The 26893-nt window shown below is 41.1% G+C and carries 22 protein-coding genes and 1 tRNA gene; 7 read left to right on the forward strand and 16 right to left on the reverse strand.

Annotated elements, in window-relative coordinates; all coding sequences use genetic code 11:
• The first annotated feature begins 14 nt into the window (after positions 1 to 14).
• The gene (locus ACE01N_RS00310) at positions 15 to 284 is read left to right on the forward strand and encodes a hypothetical protein (RefSeq protein ID WP_375729457.1); all 270 of its coding nucleotides are present in this window, start codon (positions 15 to 17) and stop codon (positions 282 to 284) included.
• Between the two features lie 89 nt (positions 285 to 373).
• The gene (gene tilS / locus ACE01N_RS00315) at positions 374 to 1687 is read left to right on the forward strand and encodes a tRNA lysidine(34) synthetase TilS (protein WP_380583656.1); all 1314 of its coding nucleotides are present in this window, start codon (positions 374 to 376) and stop codon (positions 1685 to 1687) included.
• Between the two features lie 218 nt (positions 1688 to 1905).
• Here the strand turns inward: tilS and ACE01N_RS00320 are convergent, their stop codons facing one another.
• The 14 genes from ACE01N_RS00320 to ACE01N_RS00385 all read right to left on the reverse strand — a co-directional run bounded on the left by ACE01N_RS00320 (position 1906) and on the right by ACE01N_RS00385 (position 16573).
• Positions 1906 to 3108, reverse strand: a complete 1203-nt coding sequence (locus tag ACE01N_RS00320) for a dipeptidase (protein WP_380583658.1) — start codon at positions 3106 to 3108, stop codon at positions 1906 to 1908.
• A gap of 1 nt (position 3109) precedes the next feature.
• Positions 3110 to 4219 (reverse strand): Mrp/NBP35 family ATP-binding protein, encoded by a 1110-nt coding sequence (locus tag ACE01N_RS00325; protein WP_380583660.1) that lies wholly within the window; start codon positions 4217 to 4219, stop codon positions 3110 to 3112.
• Positions 4220 to 4225: 6 nt separating this feature from the next.
• Positions 4226 to 4558, reverse strand: coding sequence for an MGMT family protein (locus ACE01N_RS00330; protein ID WP_380583662.1), 333 nt, complete (start codon positions 4556 to 4558; stop codon positions 4226 to 4228).
• Positions 4555 to 5310, reverse strand: a complete 756-nt coding sequence (gene trmB, locus ACE01N_RS00335) for a tRNA (guanosine(46)-N7)-methyltransferase TrmB (protein WP_380583664.1) — start codon at positions 5308 to 5310, stop codon at positions 4555 to 4557. The genes ACE01N_RS00330 and trmB overlap by 4 nt, the downstream gene beginning before the upstream one ends.
• A 13-nt stretch (positions 5311 to 5323) precedes the next feature.
• Positions 5324 to 5827, reverse strand: a complete 504-nt coding sequence (locus ACE01N_RS00340; protein ID WP_380583666.1) for a gliding motility lipoprotein GldH — start codon at positions 5825 to 5827, stop codon at positions 5324 to 5326.
• Complete coding sequence (locus ACE01N_RS00345; protein WP_380583668.1) at positions 5787 to 6977, reverse strand: PSP1 domain-containing protein; 1191 nt, start codon at positions 6975 to 6977, stop codon at positions 5787 to 5789. The genes ACE01N_RS00340 and ACE01N_RS00345 overlap by 41 nt, the downstream gene beginning before the upstream one ends.
• Before the next feature lie 41 nt (positions 6978 to 7018).
• Positions 7019 to 8140, reverse strand: coding sequence for a DNA polymerase III subunit delta' (gene holB / locus ACE01N_RS00350; RefSeq protein WP_380583670.1), 1122 nt, complete (start codon positions 8138 to 8140; stop codon positions 7019 to 7021).
• A gap of 255 nt (positions 8141 to 8395) precedes the next feature.
• The gene (locus ACE01N_RS00355) at positions 8396 to 8587 is read right to left on the reverse strand and encodes a hypothetical protein (protein WP_380583672.1); all 192 of its coding nucleotides are present in this window, start codon (positions 8585 to 8587) and stop codon (positions 8396 to 8398) included.
• Between the two features lie 12 nt (positions 8588 to 8599).
• The gene (locus tag ACE01N_RS00360; RefSeq protein ID WP_380583674.1) at positions 8600 to 9469 is read right to left on the reverse strand and encodes an SDH family Clp fold serine proteinase; all 870 of its coding nucleotides are present in this window, start codon (positions 9467 to 9469) and stop codon (positions 8600 to 8602) included.
• A 148-nt stretch (positions 9470 to 9617) separates the two neighbouring features.
• Positions 9618 to 11249: an L-glutamate gamma-semialdehyde dehydrogenase gene (pruA, locus tag ACE01N_RS00365; RefSeq protein ID WP_380583676.1), complete on the reverse strand. Its 1632-nt coding sequence runs from the start codon at positions 11247 to 11249 to the stop codon at positions 9618 to 9620.
• 122 nt (positions 11250 to 11371) lie between these two features.
• Positions 11372 to 12763 (reverse strand): TlpA family protein disulfide reductase, encoded by a 1392-nt coding sequence (locus ACE01N_RS00370; RefSeq protein WP_380583678.1) that lies wholly within the window; start codon positions 12761 to 12763, stop codon positions 11372 to 11374.
• A complete protein-coding gene (locus ACE01N_RS00375; RefSeq protein ID WP_380583680.1) occupies positions 12753 to 14882 on the reverse strand; it encodes an HD family phosphohydrolase in 2130 nt (709 codons plus the stop codon). Before ACE01N_RS00375 ends, ACE01N_RS00370 begins: the two co-directional genes overlap by 11 nt.
• A gap of 51 nt (positions 14883 to 14933) precedes the next feature.
• Positions 14934 to 15605 carry a hypothetical protein gene (locus ACE01N_RS00380; RefSeq protein ID WP_380583682.1) on the reverse strand — a complete coding sequence of 224 codons (672 nt, stop codon included), beginning with the start codon at positions 15603 to 15605 and terminating at the stop codon, positions 14934 to 14936.
• Positions 15606 to 15613: 8 nt separating this feature from the next.
• The gene (locus ACE01N_RS00385; RefSeq protein ID WP_380583684.1) at positions 15614 to 16573 is read right to left on the reverse strand and encodes an ROK family protein; all 960 of its coding nucleotides are present in this window, start codon (positions 16571 to 16573) and stop codon (positions 15614 to 15616) included.
• Positions 16574 to 16732: 159 nt separating this feature from the next.
• On the opposite strand from ACE01N_RS00385, the gene ACE01N_RS00390 reads away from it, so the two are divergent.
• The 3 genes from ACE01N_RS00390 to ACE01N_RS00400 all read left to right on the forward strand — a co-directional run bounded on the left by ACE01N_RS00390 (position 16733) and on the right by ACE01N_RS00400 (position 19537).
• Complete coding sequence (locus tag ACE01N_RS00390) at positions 16733 to 17854, forward strand: GNAT family N-acetyltransferase (RefSeq protein WP_380583686.1); 1122 nt, start codon at positions 16733 to 16735, stop codon at positions 17852 to 17854.
• Between the two features lie 145 nt (positions 17855 to 17999).
• A complete protein-coding gene (locus ACE01N_RS00395; protein ID WP_380583688.1) occupies positions 18000 to 19256 on the forward strand; it encodes a metallophosphoesterase in 1257 nt (418 codons plus the stop codon).
• Between the two features lie 92 nt (positions 19257 to 19348).
• The gene (locus ACE01N_RS00400; RefSeq protein WP_375729441.1) at positions 19349 to 19537 is read left to right on the forward strand and encodes a PspC domain-containing protein; all 189 of its coding nucleotides are present in this window, start codon (positions 19349 to 19351) and stop codon (positions 19535 to 19537) included.
• 2 nt (positions 19538 to 19539) lie between these two features.
• Here ACE01N_RS00400 and ACE01N_RS00405 read toward each other — a convergent pair whose 3' ends face one another.
• The gene (locus tag ACE01N_RS00405) at positions 19540 to 21231 is read right to left on the reverse strand and encodes a Na/Pi cotransporter family protein (protein WP_380583690.1); all 1692 of its coding nucleotides are present in this window, start codon (positions 21229 to 21231) and stop codon (positions 19540 to 19542) included.
• A 327-nt stretch (positions 21232 to 21558) separates the two neighbouring features.
• On the opposite strand from ACE01N_RS00405, the gene ACE01N_RS00410 reads away from it, so the two are divergent.
• A tRNA-Gln gene (locus ACE01N_RS00410) sits at positions 21559 to 21629 on the forward strand.
• A gap of 218 nt (positions 21630 to 21847) precedes the next feature.
• Here ACE01N_RS00410 and ACE01N_RS00415 read toward each other — a convergent pair.
• Positions 21848 to 23050 (reverse strand): alpha/beta hydrolase family protein, encoded by a 1203-nt coding sequence (locus tag ACE01N_RS00415; protein WP_380583692.1) that lies wholly within the window; start codon positions 23048 to 23050, stop codon positions 21848 to 21850.
• Positions 23051 to 23472: 422 nt separating this feature from the next.
• Here ACE01N_RS00415 and ACE01N_RS00420 point away from each other — a divergent pair, with 422 nt between their 5' ends.
• Positions 23473 to 26757, forward strand: a complete 3285-nt coding sequence (locus ACE01N_RS00420; RefSeq protein ID WP_380583694.1) for a T9SS type A sorting domain-containing protein — start codon at positions 23473 to 23475, stop codon at positions 26755 to 26757.
• Positions 26758 to 26893: the final 136 nt, after the last annotated feature.

A 26893-nucleotide genomic window follows, 5' to 3' on the forward strand; every position in this document is an offset into this window, starting at 1 on the left:
TTAACATATACTTTATGCGCATGTTCTTTTTTATCCCATTCTTACTTTCGCTGGCTAAAGCCGGTTTGTGGATCAGTATCGGCTTACTGATCAAAGATCATTTTGAAACCATTCTTTCCTTAATTATTCGCAAACCAGTTCCTGAGGGACTGATAGAGCAGTACCACTACGAAAAAGTCCGGAATATCATTAAATGGATCGGTATTTTTATTATCATTATCGGAGCAGGAATAGCAGTTACAGCTTTTTCAACGATGGTTATGGGTGCAGGAATAATGCGCTAAAACCAATTGGCATCTTTTCAGTGCAACTACTCTGATTCCATTTACACGAATATCTTTTCAGGCCAAACTTTTATACCTTTGTTGCCAGGATGAAAAAGGTAGCAGATTTTATTGACAGGCATGAACTTATAGCGTCATCAGAAAAAGTCCTTGTTGGCTTTAGCGGTGGTGCCGATTCTGTTGTACTACTGCATCTGCTTTCTGAGCTGGGTTATACCTGCGAAGCCGCGCATGTCAACTTCAGGTTGCGTGGTAAAGATTCTGACGAAGATGCCCGGTTTTGCCGTAATTTCTGTGAACAGCTTCATATTCCTTTCTACTACCTGGAGGAAGACACTAAAGCCTATGCCAAAAAGCATAAACTTTCGGTTGAAATGGCTGCCCGAGAGATCCGGTATAACTGGTTTAATAAGCTGCTTGAAACCTATCAACTTAATGCCATTGCTGTGGCACACCATAAAAATGACCAGGCCGAAACCATCCTGATGAACCTGATCCGCGGAACCGGGATTACGGGTATGAGAGGCATGTTGCCCAAAAACGGGAAGATCATCCGTCCGTTGTTATGCATGACCCGAAAAGAAGTGGAAGACTATGTCAGCATACATAAACTTCAATTCAGGACAGATGCCACAAACGCGGATACCACAATCCGGCGCAACCTTATACGACACGAAATTCTGCCACGTATTGAAACGCTGAATCCGTCATTTACAGAATCTGTGGATGATTTATCGCAGCGCTTTGCAGAATCCGGGATCATTGTTGAAGAATACATCAGAAAATGGAAAGAGAAAAACATGGTTGATCAGGATCGGATTCCCATTGAGAAGCTGTTTCAAAGTCCTGCAAGCCTGACCATTTTATACGGCATCCTGTCTGAATTTGGTTTCGGGGCCTCTGCTATTCAGGACATTTATAATGCCTGGCCTTATCAAAGCGGCTCACGTTTTTTTGGAGGCGCATACTATATATTGGCGGACCGGGACTACCTGCTTATCGAACCCTTAAAACAGCAAGAGCAAGAGGTTGGAGCAAGAGTGGTTTATCCGGAAAATAAGTTGGATTCAAACCTGCATTTTGAGGAACTTTCCATTAATGAACTGGAATCTATTCCCAAAGAAGCACATATTGCCTGTCTGGACATGGATCAACTTACACTGCCTTTACGGATCAGACCATGGCGACAAGGCGATAAATTCAGACCGCTGGGCATGAAAGGTTTTAAAAAAGTCAGCGATTTTCTGATTGATAATAAAATTAACCTGGCCGAAAAAGAAAGCGTTAATGTACTGCTTTCAGGAGATAATATAATCTGGGTTATTGGCTACAGAATTGACGACCGGTTTAAAACCACAAAAAACACCCAATTCATTCTCTGGATTGAACATTTGGTGGAATAATCTCTTTATTTTATGCTTCTGCCCATTCAGGGCGATTCTTAGTCTAACGACTAAACAAAAGGGCGTTGCCCTTTGTTAATGCTTTAAGTCCTTCGGACTTTATTCAAAAAACGGTGATTTACATACGACAACGGCTTTACTGCAACAATTCCGAGCAATACCTGGAATATAACAAATGATGAGAATAAACCGCCCTGAAAGGGCAATATATGAATATTTCAAACCTTCCGTAAACTCTGAACTTCCCTGAAGACACGCATGAAATTACCACTCCAGATTTTGGCAATGTCTTCTTCAGAATATCCACGACGTAACAGTTCAATGGTAATATTCTTCATCTGGCTTACATCAAAACAGTCCTTTACGCCACCTCCGCCGTCAAAATCGGTTCCGATGCCAACAAAGTCAATTCCGGCAACTTCAACAATATGATCTATATGATCAACCACGTCGCTCACGGTAGCCAGTTCGTTCGGGTATTCATCATCAACATCACTCCACTCCTGCCATACCTTCTTATTCTGCTCGTCTGTGAGATTTTTAAAGTTGTTATAACGCTGCTTTAGTGCTGCCATAGCAGAATCGCGTTGTGGATTAGGTGCGGGAGTTTTAACGTAATCACTCAGGATACACATCTGGATCACGCCACCATTTTTAGCCAGTGCTTTTAATTCATCGTCCGTTAAATTACGCGGATTATCGCAAATGGCTCTTGCACAGGAATGACTCGCAATAACCGGCGCTTTAGTTGCCCGGATCACATCGTAAAACGAACTGTCGCTGATATGCGATACATCTACCAGCATTCCCAGATCGTTCATACGGTCCAACACTTTATAACCAAACTCTGAGAGTCCGGAAAATTCCATCGAATCGGTCGAAGAATCACAAATATCATTATTACGGGTATGGCAAAGGGTCATGTAACGCACACCCAGATTATAGTATTCATCTAAAAGACTGATATTATTTCCAATGGCATACCCATTTTCAATTCCCATGTAAATGGCCCGTTTACCATCTGATTTCAATCGGGCTGCATCATCCGGATCAACGGCAAGACCAACCACATCGCTGTTCTTTTTTACCTCACGGGAAATGGCATCCATAATCTGATGTGCTTTAGCAATCACCTTTTGATTTCCCTCTTCAGTGCGTGCTGCCTGTCCCACAAAAACCGCAAAAAAAGCAGCATCAAGTCCGCCTTCTTTCATACGTGGATAGTCGTACTTTGAATGTGTGACGAGAGGATCATGCCTTTGCTGCATGTCAAATGTGCTGTCCATCAGATTCAATGGGGTATCGGTATGCGAATCAAGTGTAACAATTGTACTATGAATCCGGTTAGCTTTTTGTTCAAGAGTCTCGGAGCAACTGAACATAAGTATTGCTAAGAGTGAGAGCAGGGTAGTTCGTATCATGTTAATCGTTAAGTTCTACTTTTTTTGTGGGTTCCAGTTCGCGGTTTCTCCGGTCAGTTTCTTCAACCACACGTTTTGCGAGATCAGCAAAAACCTTACCCATGATAGATGTTTCATCCAGTGCCACAGGCCTCCCTTCGTCGCCACCTTCACGTATGCTTTGCACAATAGGAATTTGTGCCAGTAACGGAACGTTCATCTGTTCAGCCAGTTTTTTACACCCCTCTTTCCCAAACAGATAATACTTATTATCCGGCAATTCTTCCGGCGTAAACCAGGCCATATTTTCCACCAGTCCTAGTACAGGCACTTTGATATTGTTATTCTCAAACATATTTATTCCCTTTCTGGCATCAGCCAAAGCAACCTCCTGAGGAGTACTTACAATTACGGCTCCGGTTATCGGCACCGTTTGAACCAGCGTCAAATGGATATCGCTTGTTCCAGGAGGAAGGTCAACGACAAAATAATCCAGTTCGCCCCAGTGACCTTCTTCAATCAGCTGTTTAATGGCACCGGTTGCCATGGCACCACGCCAAACAAGGGCATTGTTCGGATCAACAAAAAAACCGATAGATAACATACTGACACCATACTTTTCAATGGGAGCAATTCCTTCTTTACCTTCAACCTCAATAGCCACAGGTTTTTCGTTTTCCACATCAAACATTTTCGGTGCCGAAGGTCCGAATAAGTCTGCGTCAAACAAGCCCACCTTGTATCCGGCCTTTGCCAGAGCTACAGCCAGGTTTGAAGCTACGGTAGATTTCCCCACGCCACCTTTCCCTGAAGCAACGGCAATAATATTTTTTACCTCCGGTAATATTTTTCGTTCTTTCTTTTTAGGCTGTTCCTTCACCTTAATATGTACATTCCCTTCAATCTCCACATCTGATCCAATGTAGGTTTTAATGGCGGTCTCAGCTGCCTTTACAAGGGATTTACGGAACGGATCGTTTGGCTTTTCAAAGATCAGTGAAAAACTAACTTTTCGTCCGTCAATTCTGATGTCGTCCTCTACCATTCCCAGAGAAACAATGTCTTTTCCGTTTCCGGGATATTTTACATGGCTTAACGCCTCGGTCACTAATTTGGGATATATTTGATCCATAACTGTTTATTTTATTTCCAGTTCAACAAAAGGATCCCAGAAATGTTTCCTGAAATCCACAATCTGATCATTCACCACATCAATACCTTCACTTTTCAGAAGGTCTTCCATAACGGTTGATCCGCCAAAATGATGCTTCCCGCTCAACATTCCATTCCGGTTCACCACACGATGCGCAGGAACCCAATTCTCAGTACTATGACTTGCATTCATGGCCCAACCAACCATCCTCGCGCCACTTTTGGTTCCCAGACAACGGGCAATGGCACCGTATGAAGTTACCCTGCCTGGCGGTATCTGACGCACAATATCGTATATCTGATCATATAAATCGCTCATGCACCTGCCTCTTTCATACCTCTTTTGCTGCGATTGTAACTGCGGTATGCATCGTGTTCAATTTCCACCTCCGGCTCCCTCAGTGATTTATCATGCATCCTGAACCGGATATATTTTATGGTCAGGCCTCTTTCCAGCCATTGCTGTTCATAATGCGTGCGAATGGACAAAACCTCACCTGTATAATCCTCGTGATACAGGTCATCGGTTGATTCCAATACCTCAAATCCGTTTTCTTTTACCATCTCGCAGGTGTACCGGTACTGAAAGTTGCTGTCGGTTTTTAGATGGATCAATCCGTCCGGCTTCATCACCTTACGGTAAAGTTCCATAAAATTTGTGGCGGTCAAACGCTTTCTGACCTTTTTCATTTGCGGATCCGGAAACGTGAGCCAAATCTCACTTACTTCGCCCGGTTCAAAAAAATGATCAAGCAATTCAATACTGGTCCTTATAAAAGCTACATTGCTCATGCCTTCCTGAAAACTTTGCCGTGCACCGCTCCACATACGGGCTCCCTTAATATCAATTCCAATAAAGTTTTTCTCAGGAAACAACCGTCCAAGGCCTACAGTATATTCACCTTTACCGCAACCCAGCTCTAATACAACAGGATTTGTATTTTTGAAAAATCCCTTATTCCATTTCCCTTTTAACGAAAACCCCTTTTCCTTCAGCACTCCAAACGGGTACTGAAAAACGTGAGGGAACGTTTCCATATCAGCAAACTTCTGTAGTTTTCCTTTTCCCACGCTTCAACAAACTTTATTCAGATTGTACCTCTTCAATCCTGAGCCCGACAGCATTAATGCCCTCCAGATTATCTTTGCGCATGCCGTGCTGCAATGAAATAGTATATTCCCCACTTTCGTTCAAAATAACGTTACGCTGATAATAATGCAGTGATGTATACGTATTTCCCCATCCTGAGCCATACCATTTCCCGTAAGATGAAGCAAGAACGACTTCAAAGGTATCCTTTAGTGACATTCCGGATGGCGTTTTGGTAGTGACAAACAACCAAAGATTACTATATGGATAGTCGTTTGTATTGCGTACACCTATAACAATATTTACCGGATTTATCGTATCTAGTATGATGGGGTTGAAAACAGTCACACTATCCTTATTCCATGAATTATCAGGAATGGTGTTCCAGGTATCGTACACCATGTGTGGATCGCAGGCATACAGTAATAACGATAACGTACCAAACGTAATCAGTTTCCTAATTCTGAGTATTGTTGTTCCGGTTATTATTCTGACCATTCTGTCTGTTATTCCTTTTATTTCTGCCTGGTTTGCGCCTTTTTTTACGGGCTTTATTATCAAACCGGTGCAGGTCATCCTGCCCTACCACGTTATCGTAACCAACTTCAGGTACTGCCTCAACCGTTGCCTTGGCTTCCAGTTTATCAGGCATTTTACCTTTCTTATTCATTCGGATCACCTCATTCACGCGATCAGCAGAAATCGTCACCATATTAGGTCCTTTAGAACCGCTGGACAGATAGGTTAGCAATGCTTTGTGAACATCTGTCTTCTGATGGAAATACCTTCCATCTTTCGTTTCAAGCGCGATGTTGGTATCCGGCAATTCACTCCTGGCTTCCAGGTAGTTATCCAGTTCATAATTCATGCAACATTTCAGTTTACCACACTGACCTGCAAGTTTTTGTGGATTCAACGATAGCTCCTGATTACGCGCAGCAGCTGTACTTACCGATGTAAATTTTGACATCCATGATGAACAGCACAATTCTCTGCCACAAGGACCAATACCTCCGATACGTCCTGCTTCCTGTCTTGCGCCAATCTGCTTCATCTCTATTCTGACCCTAAACTCCTCCGCCAGCACTTTTATCAACTGGCGAAAATCCACACGCCCATCCGCAATGTAGTAGAAAATGGCTTTATTGCCATCGCCCTGAAATTCAACGTCACCGATTTTCATATCCAATCCAAGATCTTTGGCAATCTGGCGTGAGCGAATCATGGTGTTATGTTCCCTTGCTCTGGCTTTTTCCCACTTTTCAAGATCGTTGGGTTTGGCGACCCGATAGACGCGTTTTATTTCATACCGGTTTGTATCTATATTGTTTTTACGGATCTGGCGCAACACCAGTTCGCCCATCAGTGTTATCACTCCGATATCATGCCCGGGAGACGATTCTACTGCCACAATATCGCCAATTGTCAACTTTAGTTTGGCAGAATTGCGAAAATAGCCTTTTCGAGTATTTTTAAACTGAACTTCTACAAGATCACTGGCCTGAACAGCCTCAGGCAAATCACTTAACCAATCGTGTACACTCAGCTTCTGGGCATCAAGCCTGAAACTTTGTAGCTGATCGGATTTTATGTTGATATTGGGATTTATGTTATTGTTTTCCAACCCTCCGTTAGTTCGTTCCTCCATCACTAATATTTTAGTATTAAATATGCAAAAGTAGCTTTTAATTAGGACTTAAGCAACATGATCATTTTGAGACACAGGTCAAAAAAAACCATCTTCCCGTGTACGTTTTGTTCAATATGCCGTTGCGCCAGATCAAGCTCTTCATAAATTTTTATCACATTACGTTCATTCACAAACGGCGAAAACTTCACCGAGAAATTACGTTCTTCTGCACTCATGTAATTCAAATCTTCCTGCCTCAGGTTTAATATAAAATTCTCTCTGATGAGCCGTTGTGTAAAGTTCAGAAAGTTTTTCTGATTCTCTCTTCCCGAAGATGCCATTTCTTCCGTCCACTGTTTCAGCGACACAATATCACGGCCATAAGCCTGACGCATCAATCTGATAAAATATTCCAGATTAGCCCGGTTTTCTTCCGACTGAGAAATCAATTCCCTGGCTTTTACAAAATTTCCTCCTGCCAGACGAACCACCTCATCAGCCCCGGAATCCTCAATATCTTCGGATTCGAGTAAAGCCGTTTTCAGTTCTTCATCTGCAATGCGTGGGATATTGATAATCTGGCATCGCGACAGAATTGTCGTCAGCAACTGATCGGAATTTTCGCTTACAAGAATAAACAATGTTTTGTCCGGCGGCTCCTCTATCAGCTTCAGCAACTTATTGGCACAACTCAGGTGCATACGTTCAGGATAATAGATGATCATGAACTTGTAACCACCTTCGTAGGATTTTGTATTAGCCTTTTTAACAATCGACTCGCTTTCCTCAGTGTAAATAATGGGCTGCTTGTTTTCGGCATCAATCTGCAGCATCCAGCCATTAATAGACACATAATGTGATCCAATAATATAAGACCTCCATTCTTCTACAAACTCGTCAGATATACCTTGTTTACCCTTCTTTTTAACCACCGGGAACACAAAGTGCATGTCCGGATGTTCCAGTTTATTGAATTTTACACACGACGGGCATGTACCGCACGCATCGTTTTCTGTGCGGTTCTTACAGGCGATGTACCGGGCAAAAGCAATTGCCAGACCAAGCTTCCCGTTTCCTTCGGGTCCACTGAACAACATGGCATGGGGAATGCGCTGTTTTTTAAAGGCATCCAGTAATTGTTGTTTCACGACAGTCTGTCCGGCAATATCTTTGAAATACATGTTTACGTTTTAAAGACCCAAATTTAACCTAAAAAAGTAAGAAGGCAAGGAAATTAAAGGGCCATAGAATTCTATACACCTTTAAACATAATTAAAGAGTCTATTATTATACCAAACATCGAAGAATATATAATCAAAAATAAAATACTTCTTTCGGTAAAAAATCAAATAATTGTTTTCAATTTCGACAACTATAGTTAAAACTGAATTAAGAATTATTATTTTCTAACAAGGATAATTTACAAATTTAAATCACTAATGATCAGAATTATATAATCTCTTCCCTACTGTATCTAATGGAGGAATCGAATATTGTTTTGGATTAAGCAACCCCTTATCTTTCATTTCATCGAAGAATTGTTTAAATTCCTTATATTTTGAATCGTCTTCAAACTTCAGTTTCTGTTCTTCAGATACTTCCTTAATCTTATCACTTATCTCACCCATGGCACAAATATATTAAAAATACTTTCTACTATGCAAAAAGACTTTAAAACCATTTCTTGCAATAAACTCAGTCAATAAATCATTATAATTTCTAATCAAATTTCTTAGTTCATTATTCTCTGAATAATCCTCGACCTCTAATTTTAAAACACTTTTAAGTGTATTAATGTTGATCATCCTACCGTGAGAATGCCAAATTTTATTATCTCCCAACCTATCTGCTATCTCCTCAGCTCTTTGTTTTTTCTCATCAATAGTTACATCATTACCAACTTTTTCAGGATCAGTCCTATGTTTTAACCAATCTTTAAATTTATATTCAACAAGCCAATTCTTTAATAATGTTATTGTTAATTCTCTAGCTTGCTCATAACTTCTTAGCATTGCTAAATCTTGGTTTTGTAAAATTAAAAATTCAGCTTGCGTTAATGTTCCTGCCTTTGCTTTTTCCAATAATTCATTTACTTTATCTAAATAGCCAAGCGCAGGAACATAAGTTGTCCCATTAAAAACCTGAGGATCTATTGGTCCCAAAGAGGAAGAATAATCCATATAAATCTTGTCTCCTGACATACAAAAAATTGTTCCTGCCGACATTGCATAATCTGGTACTACAAAATATACTTCTTTATAATGATGTCTGATAATCTCAACCATCTTCTCAACAGTCTCAGCACTTCCCCCTGGAGTATTTAACAATATCGCTAATCTTTGTTTCCCCGGTTTTTCTTCCTTTAATATCTCAATAAAATCCCGGAATAATTTCTCATAAGACGGATGTATTTCTCCAAAATAAAAAATAACATCAGACTCAAAAAAATCTTCTAATTTTTCCAGATTTTTATTTAAAATTTCTTTGATTGTTCTATCAAAAATTTGCATAAATAAAAGTTTTTCAAGGTTTAATGCAGTTTAGAATAAGAATAATTTTTAATCTTAAAAAATCATAACGAATTTACGATTTTTTCAACATATAAAAAAACAGGCGACAAAATGCCGCCTGTTTATGGTAAAAAAAATATTGGTATGGTTATTCCGCATCCATAAAAGGATACCGGAAGTCTTTGGGCGACACAAAATTTTCTTTGATAGTGCGAACGCTTACCCAGCGCAGCATATTGAAAATAGAGCCTGCCTTATCATTTGTACCCGATCCTCTTGAACCACCAAATGGTTGTTGTCCAACTACGGCACCGGTTGGTTTATCGTTGATATAGAAGTTTCCTGCAGCATTCTCCAGCTTTTTCACCATGTGTGTGATGTTATAACGATCCTGAGAGAAAATAGCTCCTGTCAGTGCATACATCGAAGTACTGTTAAGGATGTCCAGTGTTTCTTCCATTTTTTCATCATCGTAAACATAAACGGTTAGCACAGGACCGAACAATTCCTCCTGCATCGTGATGTAATCCGGAACCTTTGCCTCAATGATAGTGGGCTGAATGAAATATCCTTTGGAATCATCGCATACACCACCAAACACCACCTCAGCATCAGCCGATTTTTTAGCTTCTCCGATATAGCCGGAAAGTTTGTTAAAAGATGCCTTATCAATGACAGCATTCACGAAGTTTGAGAAATCTTCCGGGTCACCCATTTTAATGGTAGCCAGATCTTTTCCTACACCTTCCTTAACCTCACTCCACATCGATTTTGGAATGTAAGCCCTGGATGCAGCAGAACATTTCTGCCCCTGGTATTCAAATGCACCACGGGTCATCGCTGTAACCACAGCCTGTGGGTTTGCTGTAGGATCGGCAAAGATGAAGTCCTTACCACCTGTTTCACCCACGATACGTGGATATGTTTTATACTTATGAATGTTCTTACCAATGGTATTCCAAATGCCCTGAAAAACTCCCGTTGATCCGGTAAAGTGGATTCCTGCAAAATCGGGATGTTCAAAAACCACCTCAGCAGTTTCAGGTCCCGATGTAAAAATCATATTTATGACACCGGCAGGTACACCTGCTTCAATGAATACTTCCATCAATACATGAGCCGAGTAAATCGCTGTGCGCGATGGTTTCCAAACCACTGTATTGCCAAGCATGGCAGGCGCAGCAGGCAGGTTCCCGGCTATTGAGGTGAAGTTAAATGGTGTGAGCGCAAACACAAAACCTTCCAGCGGACGAAAATCATTATAATTCCAGATACCGGCAGAAGACTCTGGTTGCATATCATACATTTTAACCATTTCCTTGACTCCAAATCTGAAAAAGTCAGCCATTTCGCAGGCTGCATCTATCTCGGCCTGGAAAATATTTTTTGACTGTCCCAGCATGGTAGCTGCATTGATTTTATCGCGGTAAGGACCTGCAATTAAATCTGCACATTTCAAAAATATGGCGGCACGGTGCTGCCATTCCAGAGCAGCCCACTTTTCTTTTGCTGCCAATGCAGCTTCAATAGCCAATTTTACATGCGACTGATCGCCGTAATTAAATTGTCCCAAAAGACGGCTATGATCGTGCGGCGGACGAATGTCTTTTTTTACCTCAGTGTAAACAGCTTTACCCCCAATAACCATTGGTATATCCACTATCACTGCTTTCATTTCAGCCAATTTCTTTTTTATCGCTGCTCTCTCTTTCGAACCCGGAGCATAACTCATCACAGGCTCATTTTTTGCAACCGGTACGTGATAAAATCCTTTTCCCATGTTAATCTGTAAATTTTAAAAATTCGGGCATAGTTGTAAAACACCCGTTTTTCTGACTTGTGTGCGGTAACAAATATATGGGTCAGTCGATGGAAAAAGTATGAAAAAAATCAGGAGTGCCCTTATTTATACAAAGTTTCAAGTTTTTCGAACATTTGTACTAATCCTCCGTGCTGTGGCACAGCAATAATAGTACCTGTAGGGCTTATAAGATAATACACCGGCAAGCCTTTTACGTTAAAACCGGTCACCAGTTTTTCGGTTTGATCCGGATATACAAACCGTATTTTGCCCTGGTAAGATTTCATAAATTCCTGAAAGTCCTTTTTCGGTTGATACAAAACCACATTAACCATTGTTAAATGGTCACCGAAAAGTTCAGCCTTTTCATCCTGAACCATAAAATCTTTACGGCACTGTAAAAGTTCGGGACTTACAAATCCCAACAAAACATAATTCCCGGGACGGGAAAGGTTAACTGAACCACCGTATACATCTTGCAAAGTGAATTCCGGCACGGGTTTTCCGGGTAACAAGGCAGTCAACTCCTGCAGCATAACTGTTGCCATCGTTCTAATTTTGGAATCCTGAATATATCCTAATCCATTATTCAACAGTTTTTCCAGCATGGGATGCAGATCAGGGAAAAGGAACCATACCTCATACACACCTTTCAGCGTGACCAAATCGCTCATTGCATCATCCTCTAACCTGTAAAATAAATTTATCGCCCGACGCAGCCCAATGTAATCGCCTTTCCATACAGGATCCACCATATTTTTAAATATGGTATTGTTCCCTTCTTCAATAATGGCAGATTTAAACGTGGCATTGAATGCACTCCAGAACGCCGGATTATACAAATCAGGTCCCGATCCTCTGAAATACAATTTTATCAGACTATCTTTTGCGTACGGATAAGCCATCCGGTATAGCGAGGCAGAAGAAAACCATTTGTAACGATCCATAAAACTGTGTTTGGGCATTGATCCAAAATTTTTCAGCCAGGTGTCTGCCACTACCGAATCGTTATGATAAACCACAACCGATTTCATGGAAGCCTGATAAACCGAATCATACCAGGTTTCAAACGTCAGAATTTTTTCATTCAACGGACCGGATTTTTCCCCGTCAGGCACATACAGATAAACATCGGGTTTAAAATAAGGATCGTACAACTGCGACCGTGTTAATGGGGAATATTCAGGTAAATGCAGAAATAAGCTATCGCCCGGATCAACGAAAAATTGTAAAGTAAAGGAGCCCAGATTCAGTTCAGCAGATCTCACTCCTGAAATATTAAACCTGAAAAGAAATGCACCGGTACTGTCTGCTGTGGTTGTATCAAGCGTGACCGGATGAATAAAAATCTGCTGATTAAAGCTTTGGAGCTTTAGTTTTCTTCCGGCAAGTGAACTTTCCCTGCCTGCAACAACGGTAGTTGACTGAGCAAACACAAAACCAGTCAGCAAAACAGAAGACAGAACCGCGAGCCACAGAACCTTACTTCTCATCAGCACTGTTGGTCTTATTCTGTTTATCCTTTTTTGATTCCAGTGCTTCCTTTGGATATGCAATACGGGTGTGATAAATATTCTTTAGCTTTTCTTTAAAGCTCTCTTTTACCTTTTCTATTTCCAGAAAGGTAATAGGCGCAAATTTAAAAAAGCCTTCATCCAACTGGTTCTGAACGATCTTTTCCACCAGGTTATTAATGGATTCATCAGTATATTCTTCCAGAGACCGGCTGGCCGCCTCTACAGAATCAGCCATCATTAATATGGCCGTTTCTTTTGTGAACGGATTCGGTCCGGGATACATGTATTTGTGTTCGTCAATTTCTTTATCAGGATGAGCCTTGGCTTCCTGGATCATGAAAAACTTTGTTTTACCTAAGCCATGATGTGTTAAAATAAAATCTGTGATCATTTTAGGCAATCCGTATTTATTGGCCAGCTTCACTCCTTCTTTTACATGGTCTATGACAATCTTCGCACTCTCTTCCGGTTCCAGCGAGCTATGCGGACTTATATGCCCTGTTTGGTTCTCGGTAAAATATACGGATTGAACCGATTTACCGATATCATGATACAGTGCTCCGACGCGTGCCAGTAGCGGATTTGCTTCTATTCTTATGGCTGCTTCCTGTGCCAGGTTCGACACCATAATGGAATGCTGAAATGTACCAGGTGCTTTTTCAGAAAGACGCCTCAACAGCGGATGATTGGTATCGGATAGTTCCATAAGCGTCACATCCGATAAATAGCCAAACACCTTTTCATAAATGTAAATCAGCGGATAGGCAAACAACATTAGTAGTCCGTTAAGCACAAAATACAAAAAGTGTTTATATTCCAGCACCAACTGGCTGAAACTCCCTTCCTGCACAAGTGCAAGTCCAAGATAGATCAAACAGTAGGAAAGAAATACAATAACGCTTGCACGGAACAACTGTCCACGGTTATACAACTCCTTCAGGCTGAAAGCCGCAGCCATACCAACTGTTATCTCCAGCAATATAAATTCAAAGCTGTTTCCGGCAAAGAAGGAGGCCAGCAGGATGGTAATCACATTTGCAAAGATCGCGGTTCGTGAGTCAAAAAACGTACGCAATACAACGGGTAAAATAGCGAACGGAATCAGATATAACGACAGAGATGTAAACCGCCTTAGCAATGCCGTAATAGTAATAAATATCAGGATATTGAAAACAATAAAGGTGATATCACGATTATTATTGAATATATCAATACGATAGAAAAACAGAAAAGTATAGAAGGTTGTCAGCAATACCGTAATAATAATTCCCTGACCCAAAATAATAATATCCCGCTTTTCTGATGATCCAAGTCTGCTTTCATAAGCCGTTCTGAAAGACTCCAACACCTTAAAAACCTCGTCATCAATGCGCTGACCACGATCCACAATCGGATCACCGGCCCTCACCAATCCGCTGCTAAGAGACACTTTATCCAACAGCTCTTCTCTTGACTTTGTGGTCAGTTCCTTATCGAAGTCCAGATTCGACGCCAGATACTGGTTCATATCCAGACTGGTAACAAACTCCGAAAATCGTGGCAGAGAATCAATTTTTGCAACAGCGTTCATGATCTTTTCATACGCCATTTTCGATGTTTGCAGATCGAAAATTGATATTGTTTTGGCAAAATCTTCTCCTATCACCACAACGGCTTCCTGTCCGTCAATCTGTAACTGGTTAAAATCGGAATATGAAATTACACCCTGCGAATAGGTATCATCAACAAGTTTATTCACTACATCAAGATACGACTGTTCCTTATTCTCCGGAAGGTCATACTGCTGCCATTCCAGATCGAAGCGCTTATCAATCTGCTTTTCAATATCTTCAGTTTCCTTTAATGAAACCTTATAGTAGGGATGGTGATTCTTTAAAAGTGTATCTTTTTCTGCCGTCAGTTCCCGCTGCGACTTCATAACCGGAAAATCAAACGGGGCATAAAGCGTACTGTGTTGCCATGTTCTGCCCTTCTGATATTCATAACGAAACTTACCTTCCCTTGGGAACAGATATAAAATATATGCCACCGCACCCATAAATAATAAAGCCCGGTACAAGTATCCAAAATGTTTCTTTTTAATTTTTGCAGCCATTCAATTCAGTTTTGACTCCTGTAAATTTAGTAAAATTCAGTCATAATAAGCTTAATTAACCATAACCGCCAGATTTATTTCAAATCTGTTGATGGGCTTCTTAACATAAGGATAGAAAATTTTTGAGCCAACCTCATACACATCGGACGGGTGAAAATGCTTAACAGGCATACTTACGCTGTACCTGAATTTAACATCAACATATTCAAACAGCCTGACGCCAAGACCAATACCGGAATTTGGGGTAAGAAACAGCCTTATTTTCTCTAATGAACCCACATAGTCATCCTGTTGATAATCGTAAACATTATACGTAGATGAAAAACCCGGCATGAGCAAACCTGCAGAAATTTCCGGGTAAACCCCGAATTTATTATGCCTGAAAATTCTGTATTGCAACAATAAATTCAGGTTCCAGAATGACGCAGAACTGGAGAGATATTCATCTTCGTTATACGTGATTTTATCACTTCCCATAAATACGTACGAAAACTCTCCTCCCATATAAACTGCTTTATTGGGTAAGGGATTCGATGCATACATAAATCCAAAACCAGCCCCTCCCTTCAACGGGGATTCATTACGGTTGGCAACAACATTGATCGGAACAAAGAATCCGTAGTATGGCAGATCGTCCTCCTCGGTTATGAACACATCATCCTGAGCCGGTACAATCAAGGGCACCAACAACAGGATTGTGAGAATCAGAGACCGGGCACTCATGACTTGCCTTACTGAATATCGTTCCAGGCCATGGCTGCAGCGCCCAACACGGCAGCCTGTGCTCCGTCAAGTTCGGAAATCAAAACTTTTACGTCGTTTTTCATAAACTTGCGCTTGTTGGCCTTCATGGATTCTATAGTTGGGTTAAGGATAAAATCACCTGCTTTTGTTGGTCCGCCAAAAAGGACAATGGCTTCAGGACTTGAGAAAGTAATCATATCGTTAATGGCTGCACCCAAAATTTCACCGGTATACTGAAATGTATCCAACGCGATAGAATCCCCTGCCTGTGCAGCATCAAAAATATCTTTGGATGTCAGCTCCGACGCTTTGAAATCTCGCAAAACACTAGGCACTTTGTTATACGCCATAAACTCAAGCGCTGTTCTTACCATGCCCGTAGCTGAGCAATAATTTTCCAGACACCCAAGATGACCGCAACCACATTCACGGCCACCCGGCACAACCGTTAAATGGCCCAGTTCACCTGCATTGCCATCGGTTCCAACCACCAACTGTCCGTTTATAATAATTCCGCTTCCAAGTCCGGTTCCGAGGGTTAACATAATGAAGTTTTTAAAATCCCTGGCTCCACCAAAAATCATTTCACCAACAGCAGCTGCATTGGCATCGTTAGAAAGCACACATACGTCATAACCAAATTCTTCCTTTAACATATCGATGATGGGAACTTTATCTCCCCAGCCCAGATTTACGGCATTCTCAATACAACCATTCAGGTAGTTTCCGTTCGGAGCACCAATTCCGGCACCAGCAATTTTGTAATTTCCCTTAAGAGACTGCTCTGCCCTTCGAATAGCCTTAACCAGCGCATTAAAATAATGTTTGAAATCCGTATTGGTTAACGTGGGTGTATGAGCTGTGGCAACCACTTCTCCTTTTTCCGTAACAAAACCTATTTCAGTATTGGTTCCACCAATATCTATTCCTAAAACTACCTTTTCCATATTATTAAACTTACGATTTCGTGATTAGATTTAAAACTCCCGAATATACGGTTTTTTTTAAAAAGACCGGAATTATAGCCTGAATGATATGATATATGAAATGAATTTTCCTGGAAGCGTTAAAAATTATTATTTTCACAGCTTAAAATACAATTCATCATGGCAGTCATAATTAAAGAGGTAAACTCAACCAAACTGATTAAGGATTTTGTAAATTTTCAGTACAAATTATACAAGAACGATCCGTACTGGGTTCCACCCATGAAAAAAGACGAGGATAAAGCACTTTCGCCCGAAACAAATCCTGCCATGGAATTCGCTGTTTCAAAATTCTGGGTTGCCTATCGCGACAACAAAGCGGTTGGCCGCATTGGAGGAATAATTATTCCGGCCCGCAATGAAAAGACCGGTGAAAAAATAGCACGGTTCACACGGCCTGAATTTATTGACGACGAAGAAGTGGCAGATAAATTATTTGAAACCTTTACAGAATGGGCAAAATCGCAAGGCATGCAAACCCTGATGGGTCCGCTAGGATTTTCAAATTTGGATCACCAGGGCCTACTCATTGAAGGCCACGAATGGCTGCCTGCTGTAGCATCGGATTACCACTTTGCTTATTACAAAAAGCATTACGACAGATTAGGCTTTGAAAAGGAAATAGACTGGCTGGAATTCAGGATCACCTTCCCTGAAGCCCTGCCTGAAAAATCATTTCGCGTGGCCGATTTGTTACGTGACCGGTTCAAGCTAAGAAGCCTTGAATTTGAATCGAAAAAAGAACTTGATCCTTATAAGGAACAGATTTTTCAGTTGTTTAATAAGGCATTTACAGAATTGTTCGGAACATATGAGTTACCCGAAAAGGTCATCAATTTTTACATCGACAAATATTATCCCATTCTTTTACCGCAATATGTAAAACTTGTGGTAGATGAGAATGATAAAATGATCGGGTTCCTGATTGCATTGCCGTCATTATCAAAAGCGATGCAAAAAGCCGGAGGAAAGCTGTTCCCGTTTGGGTGGTATCATATCATGCAGGCATTCAAACATCCGGATGAAATGGACCTGATGCTGACCGGAGTAGTACCGGAGTTTCAAAAACGGGGCGTGGCAGCACTAATGATGAATGATTTATGGAAGACAGCCAATAAAGCAGGAATTAAATATGTTGAGACAACAGCTATGCTCGAGAATAATTTTGTAGCCATACAGATGTGGAAATCATTCGATCATATTCAACATAAAAGGAAGCGGTGTTTTAAAAAGGATATTTAAGAATGTTATCATGGCAGTACGATTTCGGGTTGCACTACCACAACATTCAAAATCTTAACAACAGGAAATTTTTGTTAATTATTTAATTTGAAACACCTTAGTAAAAGAATTATATTACTTTTGCCCTCCAAATTCAGAAAAGGGAATGAGGGCTGATTTTTGGTTTTTATTTGTAATTATTGCTTTATTATTCATTGTTGACGGACTAATCTATAAGTACATCAACCGCTGGATGACCCGGAAGCAAAAACTCATTAAACTATCTTTTTTTACCGTCTACTGGATTATTCCTGTAGTTTTCTCTGTAATCTTTGTCTATTATTTTTCATTGTTAAAACAGGCTGACACGGGGAACTATTATTACCATTTTATGTGGATTATAGGGATGTTCCTACTGATATATGTACCAAAACTGATCTACCTTTTTTTCATCTTTCTGAATACAATCTATAATTTGATCCGGCAGTTTGTTGTAAACCTTAAAAGTGAGCGCCGTCCCCGTAAAGGAGACAAGATTACACGTTCGGAATTTTTAGGCAAAGCAGGTCTGCTGATGGCTGCAATACCCTTTGCTTCCATGCTGTATGGAATGGCTAAAGGCCGTTTCAACTATTATGTAAAGCATGCTCCCATTAAATTTAAAAACCTGCCGGATGCCTTCGATGGTTACAAAATTATTCAGATATCGGATATTCATCTGGGCAATTATAACAAGGAGTATCATCGGTTGTATCCAATTATTAATATGATCAATGACGAGAATCCTGATTTGATTCTCTTTACCGGTGATCTCGTCAATAACTTCAGTGATGAAACCATTGGCTGGGCTCCTGTATTTAATAAGCTCAAAGCTAAATACGGCAAATACTCTATACTGGGGAATCATGACTACGGGAATTACAGCCGCTGGAAATCCAAAGAAGCAAAAAAACGCAACTTCGATGAAATCGTCCAGGCTCATAAACGGTTTGGGTTCACACTACTGAGGAATCAGAATGTAGACCTGGTATTAAACAATCAGACCATTAAGCTGGCCGGTAACGAAAACTGGGGTTTACCTCCGTTTCCACAATATGGCGACCTGACAAAGACACTGAAAGGCATATCGAAAGATAATTTTACAATATTAATGTCGCATGACCCGGATCATTGGGAAGCCGAGATATTACCGGATTCAAATGTAGAACTAACCCTCGCAGGTCATACCCATGGCATGCAAATGGGAATCAGCTATAAAAATCTTAAATGGAGTCCGGCCAAATGGAAATACCGGTACTGGGATGGACTTTATACCAAAGGCGACCGCCATTTATATGTGAACCGGGGGCTCGGCTTTATCGGGATACCGATGCGCATCGGTATGCCTCCTGAAATTACGCTGCTCGAACTTCGCAAAGCCTGATTCCATAACTTAACCGACAAAATTCCTCATTTCATCTATTCTTTCTGGACATCGAGCCGGACCGACAGTATATTTGTTGTAAAACAGCAAAGATGAATACTAAAAAATTATACCGAAGTCGTAACGACAGGATGATAGCCGGCATTTGCGGCGGATTGGGTGAATACTTTAATGTAGACCCGGTAATTATGCGAATTCTGTGGGTTGTCCTCTCTCTGTGGGGCGGAGGACTTATTGCCTACATCATTTGCATCTTTGTGATTCCTGAAGAACCCTGGTAGAACTATTTTTTATCTACCAGTGCTTCAGACACATTGATGATGGAATCACCCATTTTCTCGCTTCCCGTAACCAGATCCATAAAGATTACACCCGCTTTGTACTTATAGCGTTTGGTCTTGATGTATTCAAGATGCTGAATCTTTAACTGGTCCCTGTAGTTATTGATTTCGTGTTCAATGTTAAGCGCGTCATTTATATTGATATCCTTTGAATCAGTAACGGCAAGATTTTCCTCCATCTTTTTCAACGCCTTCTCAACCAGATCAAACATCATGAAGATTTCCTTTTCAATGTCTTCATCAAATTTAACCTTACCCTCCTTTTTCCTCAAAACAGTTTTAGCCAGATTAAAGTTTGAATCGGCAATACTTTCAATATCGCTGATAATGCGCATCATGGAGCGCAACTTAATGGTGCTGGCCTGGGTCATTTTTCCTTCGGAAACCTGAGTCAGATAAGTGGCAATTTCAACTTCAAGGTTATCACAAATCGTTTCATACTTCTCAATGCGGCTGTATTGCTTGCTGAAATCGCGTTCATCTTTTATATCGTACAGCTTGCGCACAATCTTAAACATTTTATGTACACGTTCGGCATAGAGTGTTATCTCGCTTTTAGCCTGAACCAAAGACAGTTCGGATGTTGACAGCAGTCCCGTTGCAATATACTTCAGCCTGAATTCCTCGTCTGAATCCTTCTGTTTGACCATCCAGTTGACTGTTTTTACAATAACGGGAACCAACCAGAACATCACCAGCACATTGATTACATTAAATGATGTATGGAACAACGACAAGGCTATAGGAATAGCCGTTGCCACCTGGTAAGGTGAGTCTAGTCCGATAACATCCGATACCAGGTAATCGATGCCATGCAGAAACAACCGGAACATGATCAACATCCAGACGACACCGAATATATTGAAAATGAGATGCGCCCGGGCGGCTTTCTTTGCCGTGGAATTGGCTACAGCCGCAGCCAGATTGGCGGTGATTGTTGTTCCAATGTTCTCTCCCAGAACCATAGCCGCTGCCAGATCGAATGAAATCCACCCATTGTTACACATCACCAGCGTAAGCGCCATGGTGGCACTGGAGGACTGAATAACAATGGTCAGCAGCGTTCCGATGAACAGGAAGATTAAAACCGAACCAAAGCCAAGATGTGTATAGTTGGAAAGAAAACTCAGTATTTCAGGATTTTGTTTGATATCGGGTACAGAATCCTTAAGGAATTCAAGTCCCATAAACAACAGGGCAAAACCAATGATAAATTCGCCCCAGAACCTGCGTTTTCCAATTTTTGAAAAGATAAACGGTAAACCTAATCCAATTAAAGGCAGTGAAAGGGCACTCATTTTGACCTTAAAGCCCAGGATGGAAATGATCCATGCGGTAACCGTGGTTCCGATATTGGCACCCATAATTACTCCGATAGATTGGATCAACGACAGCAAACCTGCATTGACAAAACTAACCACCATCACCGTGGTGGCCGACGAAGACTGGATAAGCGCAGTAATTAAAACGCCGGTGAGAATTCCGGTAAAACGGTTGGTAGTCATGGCACTTAAAATGGCCCGCATTTTCTCACCTGCAACTTTCTGTAAACCTTCACTCATCATCTTCATTCCAAACAGGAAAAGGCCAAGCGACCCGATGAGCGTCAGGACATCGTAAATGGAATAATTCATTGTGTTTGTTTACAAAATTTCCTTATGCAAATATATTATTTTGAAACAGGTTTGAAACAGATATTTCAACAGGGTTTCATTTTTTAGCCAAAAACATACTAATATGTAATTATTCTAAAAAAGTGACAGGTCTCAAGGTGACGGGCGACTGGGTTACAGGTGACCAATGTAATGAACAATTTAAAGTGAGAAACGAACAATAAAATTCTTTCTTCGCAACATGTCACGCGTCACCTGTAACTATAATATGAAATATTATATTTTCTGCTTTGGCATTTTTGAAAAGTGTTCTATATTTGCAGCGCTCAAACGAAATGAGCTCAGGATTGTCCCATGGTGTAATGGTAGCACTCCGGTTTTTGGTACCGTCAGTCAAGGTTCGAGTCCTTGTGGGACAACAGACAAAAAGCTTAACTATTTAATAGTTAGGCTTTTTTGTTTAAAACATAAATGTGATTGCACACATATTACCACACGATACCTGCCGTTTTCAACAATGCAAAATACTTAAAACCCGATCGATAAATTTACAAAATTACGAAACCAGGAAACCTTAAGTATACCTTTTATAATACAGAATTCCAGAACTTAGCCTATTTAAAATCTCTGTTCCAAATTAAGGTAATTTCTCTGCTGATGGTATCCGGTTAAATACACGTTTTCCCGGTTTATGGAGTAGGTTCTGATCTGCAAAATCCAGAATTGCATTCCAGTCTTCCATGGTCATGCCATGGCCACCCTCGCGAAAATGCATCCCAAGATTATCCTTAACCCCAAGAAATTCATATACTGGTTGAGCACTCTGTACAGTCTGAAATGCAGCATAGGCCCTTCCGTACTCATCGTTAAACGCATTACACAGTATAAAAAGCCGCGGAGCCGTTAATGCAGGAAGCCAGTGCTGATCACAGGGAAGGTGTGTCGTCAGATTTCTGAATTTCTCAAAATTCGGACCAAACCAGTAGGTATTCTGATCAACAACCTCAGTAATGCCCTGCCCCAGGCCATTTCCCATTTCTTTGCCTGAAAAACGCCATGCCATACCACCTGCAACAGGTGCTGTCACTGCAATTCGTTCATCCATTGCACCTGCAAGCAATGCAGCCTGTCCTAGTCGTGATACACCGGAAACGATTATTTTATCCTCATCAATCAAAGAGTCTTTCTCCAGGTAATCCACTACACGCGATATGCCCCATGCCCATGCCGAGAAATCTCTCCAGTCATATTCCGGATAATGTGGGAAAAATGCGGTCTCATTCCAATTCGGAGCGTCAGCACCAAGCTGATTATAAGGTATTGTAACCACTGCATAGCCTCGTTTCAGAGGCTCCCCTGCGAAATAGACACCTGAACGCTCTGCATTAAAACCAAGCGTAACAAATACCGGATATCCCGTTTCAGGTACTTCACCAACAGGAGTGAATATGCCCAGATCAAAACCACATACAACATTGGGTCCGAATGTCAGGTGTTGCTTTCTATAATTTGCAGTAAGCATGCTGTCTTTATTTACAGGAATACCGGATTCACTCGAAATAGTTGTAGCTTTTACATTCCCCGGAGCCGGAGGCATATGTCCGTATTCATAGTCTTCAAGAATACGTATCATCTCCTGACGACGGATCTGCCATTGTTCTGCAGTTGTAACCTTTGTTCCGTCATTCATGGTCAGTGGATCCGGCATCTCCTCTAATTCAGGCAACTCATTAGCAGAAACAGTCATGGTGAATCTACCCTGAGCAAATATCCCCTGATCAGGAATAATGACAGTCAACATGAGTATAAATGTCTTTAATATAAAGCCTGTGTAATTCATATGATATTTTTTAACTTCAAAATACTTTTATACCCTGACACAGAAACAGTCCCGGGCAAAATGATAAAGATAAGCATTCCCTTTTGAGAAAAGTTCCATTATTGACATGTTCTATGAAATGGAAAAGTAAATGAAAAAACAGGTGTGCTGTTTCAATGTAAATGAAAACACCTTGCATTCGTACGGTTATACAAAAATCTTTCGGAGGAAAATACCGGATAAAAGATATCTGGTATACGGTTTGAAAGTATTGTAGCTGACATTTTTGTATGCTCTTATTATCAACTTTTTTGAAAAAAAATGACAGAATAAGTGCTATATGTTACACTTTATTGCAATGAAAAATTGTTTGTTTGTATACTTAACGTACTACGTTATCTAATTTGGTAATTAGCAAGAAATCTAACGCGAAAATATTTTATATGAACCGAATTATAATGATATTTCTTGTATTTGCATCATTCATATTGCATATACAGGCACAGCATCAAGGCGACACAGTTTCAGTTGGCAACACAAAATTTGTACTATTGAGCCAGAACCTGATTTCCAATCCGGGTTTTGAGGATGGATTTACCGGATGGACAGACGCTACTCCTTCCACAGCACAGCTCTCTTCGGCTTATTTTTCACTGACAGAACCCGGTGGCATCGACAACTCTAAATTTCTTGTCGGAACAACAAATTCCAGTTCTGCATCTGCCGGTTCCATCGGTACAGGATGGAGCATTGAACCGGATAAGACCTATTATTTTTCCTATAATGTAAAATACCTGAATGCCTCAACTGCTGCAGTCCCCGAAGTGTGGCTGAAAGTATCACTGACAAATGATCCAACCAGCAATGCGGAACCTTCAATTCTTATTGACACCACAACAGTGAATGGCGGTGGGGTATGGACAAAAAATGCGGTAGGGTTTACCAACACATTCCCATACAACAACATCGTGGCGCGTTTTCGCTGGTTGAACAACAGATTTGGGTTTGATAATTTTGCGCTTCACGAGGCATATGAAATACCGGATAGTGCAGGGCTGCAATCCACCATTCAACAGGCACAGGATTTATACGATGCATCATCAGCGGGAGCACAGGACCTGCAGGATGCCATTACATCTGCTGAGGGTTTGCTGACCAGTACTTCCGCTATTGAAGTACGGCTTGCCATTTCAAATCTGAAAGATGCCATGTTTAACTTTAAACTGGCAAATGCAGGTTCATCAGAACCATTGGACATGACAAGTATCATCACCAACCCGAGCTTCGAGTCCGGGTTTACCGGATGGACAAATGACGGTTTCGCCACACAATCCAACACTGTCTTTCCCGGGAAAGATGGTTCTTTATACGCCGAAAAATGGGTAAATAGGGGCACTAGGGTACCTGATGTGTCTGTTCAGCAACAATTAAACGATATTCCAAATGGTCATTACACGATGACTGCCATCTGTGGGAATATTCAACAAACCGGATCCGGAAGTTCAACGAACGTCGGCAATGCTCAAACAGGTGCGTCACTTTTCGCCGGAGATTATGCTATGGCAGCAGATACGATAAAACTTCGTTCTGTAAGTTTCTTCGTATTTGATAATCAGGTTACAATCGGTTATAAAACGGTAAACGCCACAGGAAACTGGGTAACCTGCGATAATTTCCGTTTGTTATACAAGGGATACGATGTTGATGCGATTAAATCCTATTTACAAATACTGGTTGATACAGCAAATGTATTATTAGGTTCAAAGATGCAGGACAACGTGCGAGCCGAACTTGTTGCATCAGTGAACCTGTCGGAACAGGCCATCGCGGATCAGAATATAACAAAGGATTCCTTGTCGAATATTATTTTAAACATACAAAGTAGTTCAGCCGGGGCAAAAACATCAATCACAGCTTATAACAATTTGCAAAATGTGATTGATCTGGCTACAACGCTTTATGGCGATGGAAGTGGAAATGAAGCAACTGCATTGCAAACAGCCATTAATGCTGCGACAGCTATTGTTAACGATCTCAATGCTTCACTGACACAGATAGAAACTGCAGCTAAGGATATGGACAGAGCAACCCTTGTGTATCGTTTGGCCAATGCTACAGGGCCTGCTCCTGTTGTAGTAACTAATCCGATGTGTCTCCGCGGTGCAACAAAAGCTTTTGGCCGAAGCACCATTGCAGGTTTTGCTGTTTCTGGCTTGCTGGAACACGGTTTCTGCTGGAGTACCAGTCCAAACCCTACAGTACTGGACAACCGTACTAACAGCTACTTTTCACACAACGGTTATATCTACAAAATGGAAAATCTCACACCATCTACCGTGTATTATGTTCGTGCTTACGCCATGACCAAAGACTATGCAGTGGGCTACGGAGATGTGCTTAAAGTGATAACCATCCCTAAAGGTACCGCAACATACTGGTACAATTACGGCGGTCCGGATGATGCAGATGCCCGTATTGCTGCTGCGCTTGAAGAAGCCACCGACTACCGGAATAATCTGACAAGCATCAAGGGTTTACATATTACCTGTTCTTATGGTTCAGGCACTCCAACGGCAGACTGCAGTTACGGTGGATCAATGAGAATTGGTCCCAATTCAGCTTATCAGCGTACCGGTACGGTTTTACACGAAATGGAACATGCCATGGGTGTGGGCACACATTGGATGTGGTATGGACCTAATTCTGTATTGAGATCAAATGGATCAAGAGGTTTATGGCTTGGCGACCGGGCCAATAATGTAGTCCGTTTCCTGGAAAACAGTAATGCAGGCACTGTTACGGGCGATGCAGTCCATATGTGGTCTACTGGTTTTGCTTCACCGCTGAATTACGGGATTAACGGTGCACAGGAAGATGACGGTTCTGAATTGTTATACACTGCAAACTCGTTGTTAATACAGGCTCTTTGTGAAGACGGTCTGATCCCGACCAGTGGCTTCAGTTTACCTGCTTATACACTGGACACAGAGGACACCATTAAGTATTATCTTAAGAGCGAAAATGCTCAGACCGGAAGGGACGATGCATTTGTGGTACTGGAAGGATCCGGAAATCTGGTAAATCGTGTCATGACAGCCGGTCAGGCTTTAGTAAACGACAGTGCAGCATGGACTTTCACCTTTAATCCTGTTAACTGCTACTATACCATTAAGAATGTGGCTACCGGCAGGTATTTTACGTACCGGTCTACAGGTTCAAACGGTATATCAACCGTTTCAAGATCACAACCCTATAGCGCCGATTATTTTCAACTGATGGAAGCACGCGTGGAAACAAAAGTTGGTGACCTTACAAAAAAAGGTTACTGGATTATTCATCCCGAAGCTAAAAGTTCTCCTGCCTGTCTGACCGCCGTTGCCACCGAAGTAACTTCTACAAGTGGGTTCAATATTGCTAACACATCGACGACACAACGCTGGTTACTTCTGTCTTCAGGTGAAGTTGAACAGCTTGATCAGACCACTCCTGTAACGGATTTAAAGGCAGACCATAAATCAGATATGTGGGTATATTCTGAAAACAGGAATCTACATATCGAAAATATCATTCCGGGTTCTGATGTAATCATCTATGATATTTCCGGCGCAGTGAGGTTGCGTACGCATGAACTTGCTACTACCTTTACTCATAAGATGCCCGAAGGCATATATTTTGTTGCCGTGAGATCCGATAAAATACAACAAGTGAAAAAAGTGATTGTGAAATAGAAAAAGTATTCTTGCTTACAAAGACGAAGAAATAATACACATGAAAAGGCTGTTCCAAAATTAATTTTGAGACAGCTTTTTTTGTCTCAATTCCGGATACATCATAATTAAATAACAGCCCATTTTTTGTACAATT

Origin of the sequence: Quyinboa ferrireducens (genome assembly GCF_042436675.1) — a bacterium.
GTDB lineage: Bacteria > Bacteroidota > Bacteroidia > Bacteroidales > UBA5342 > JBHJHP01.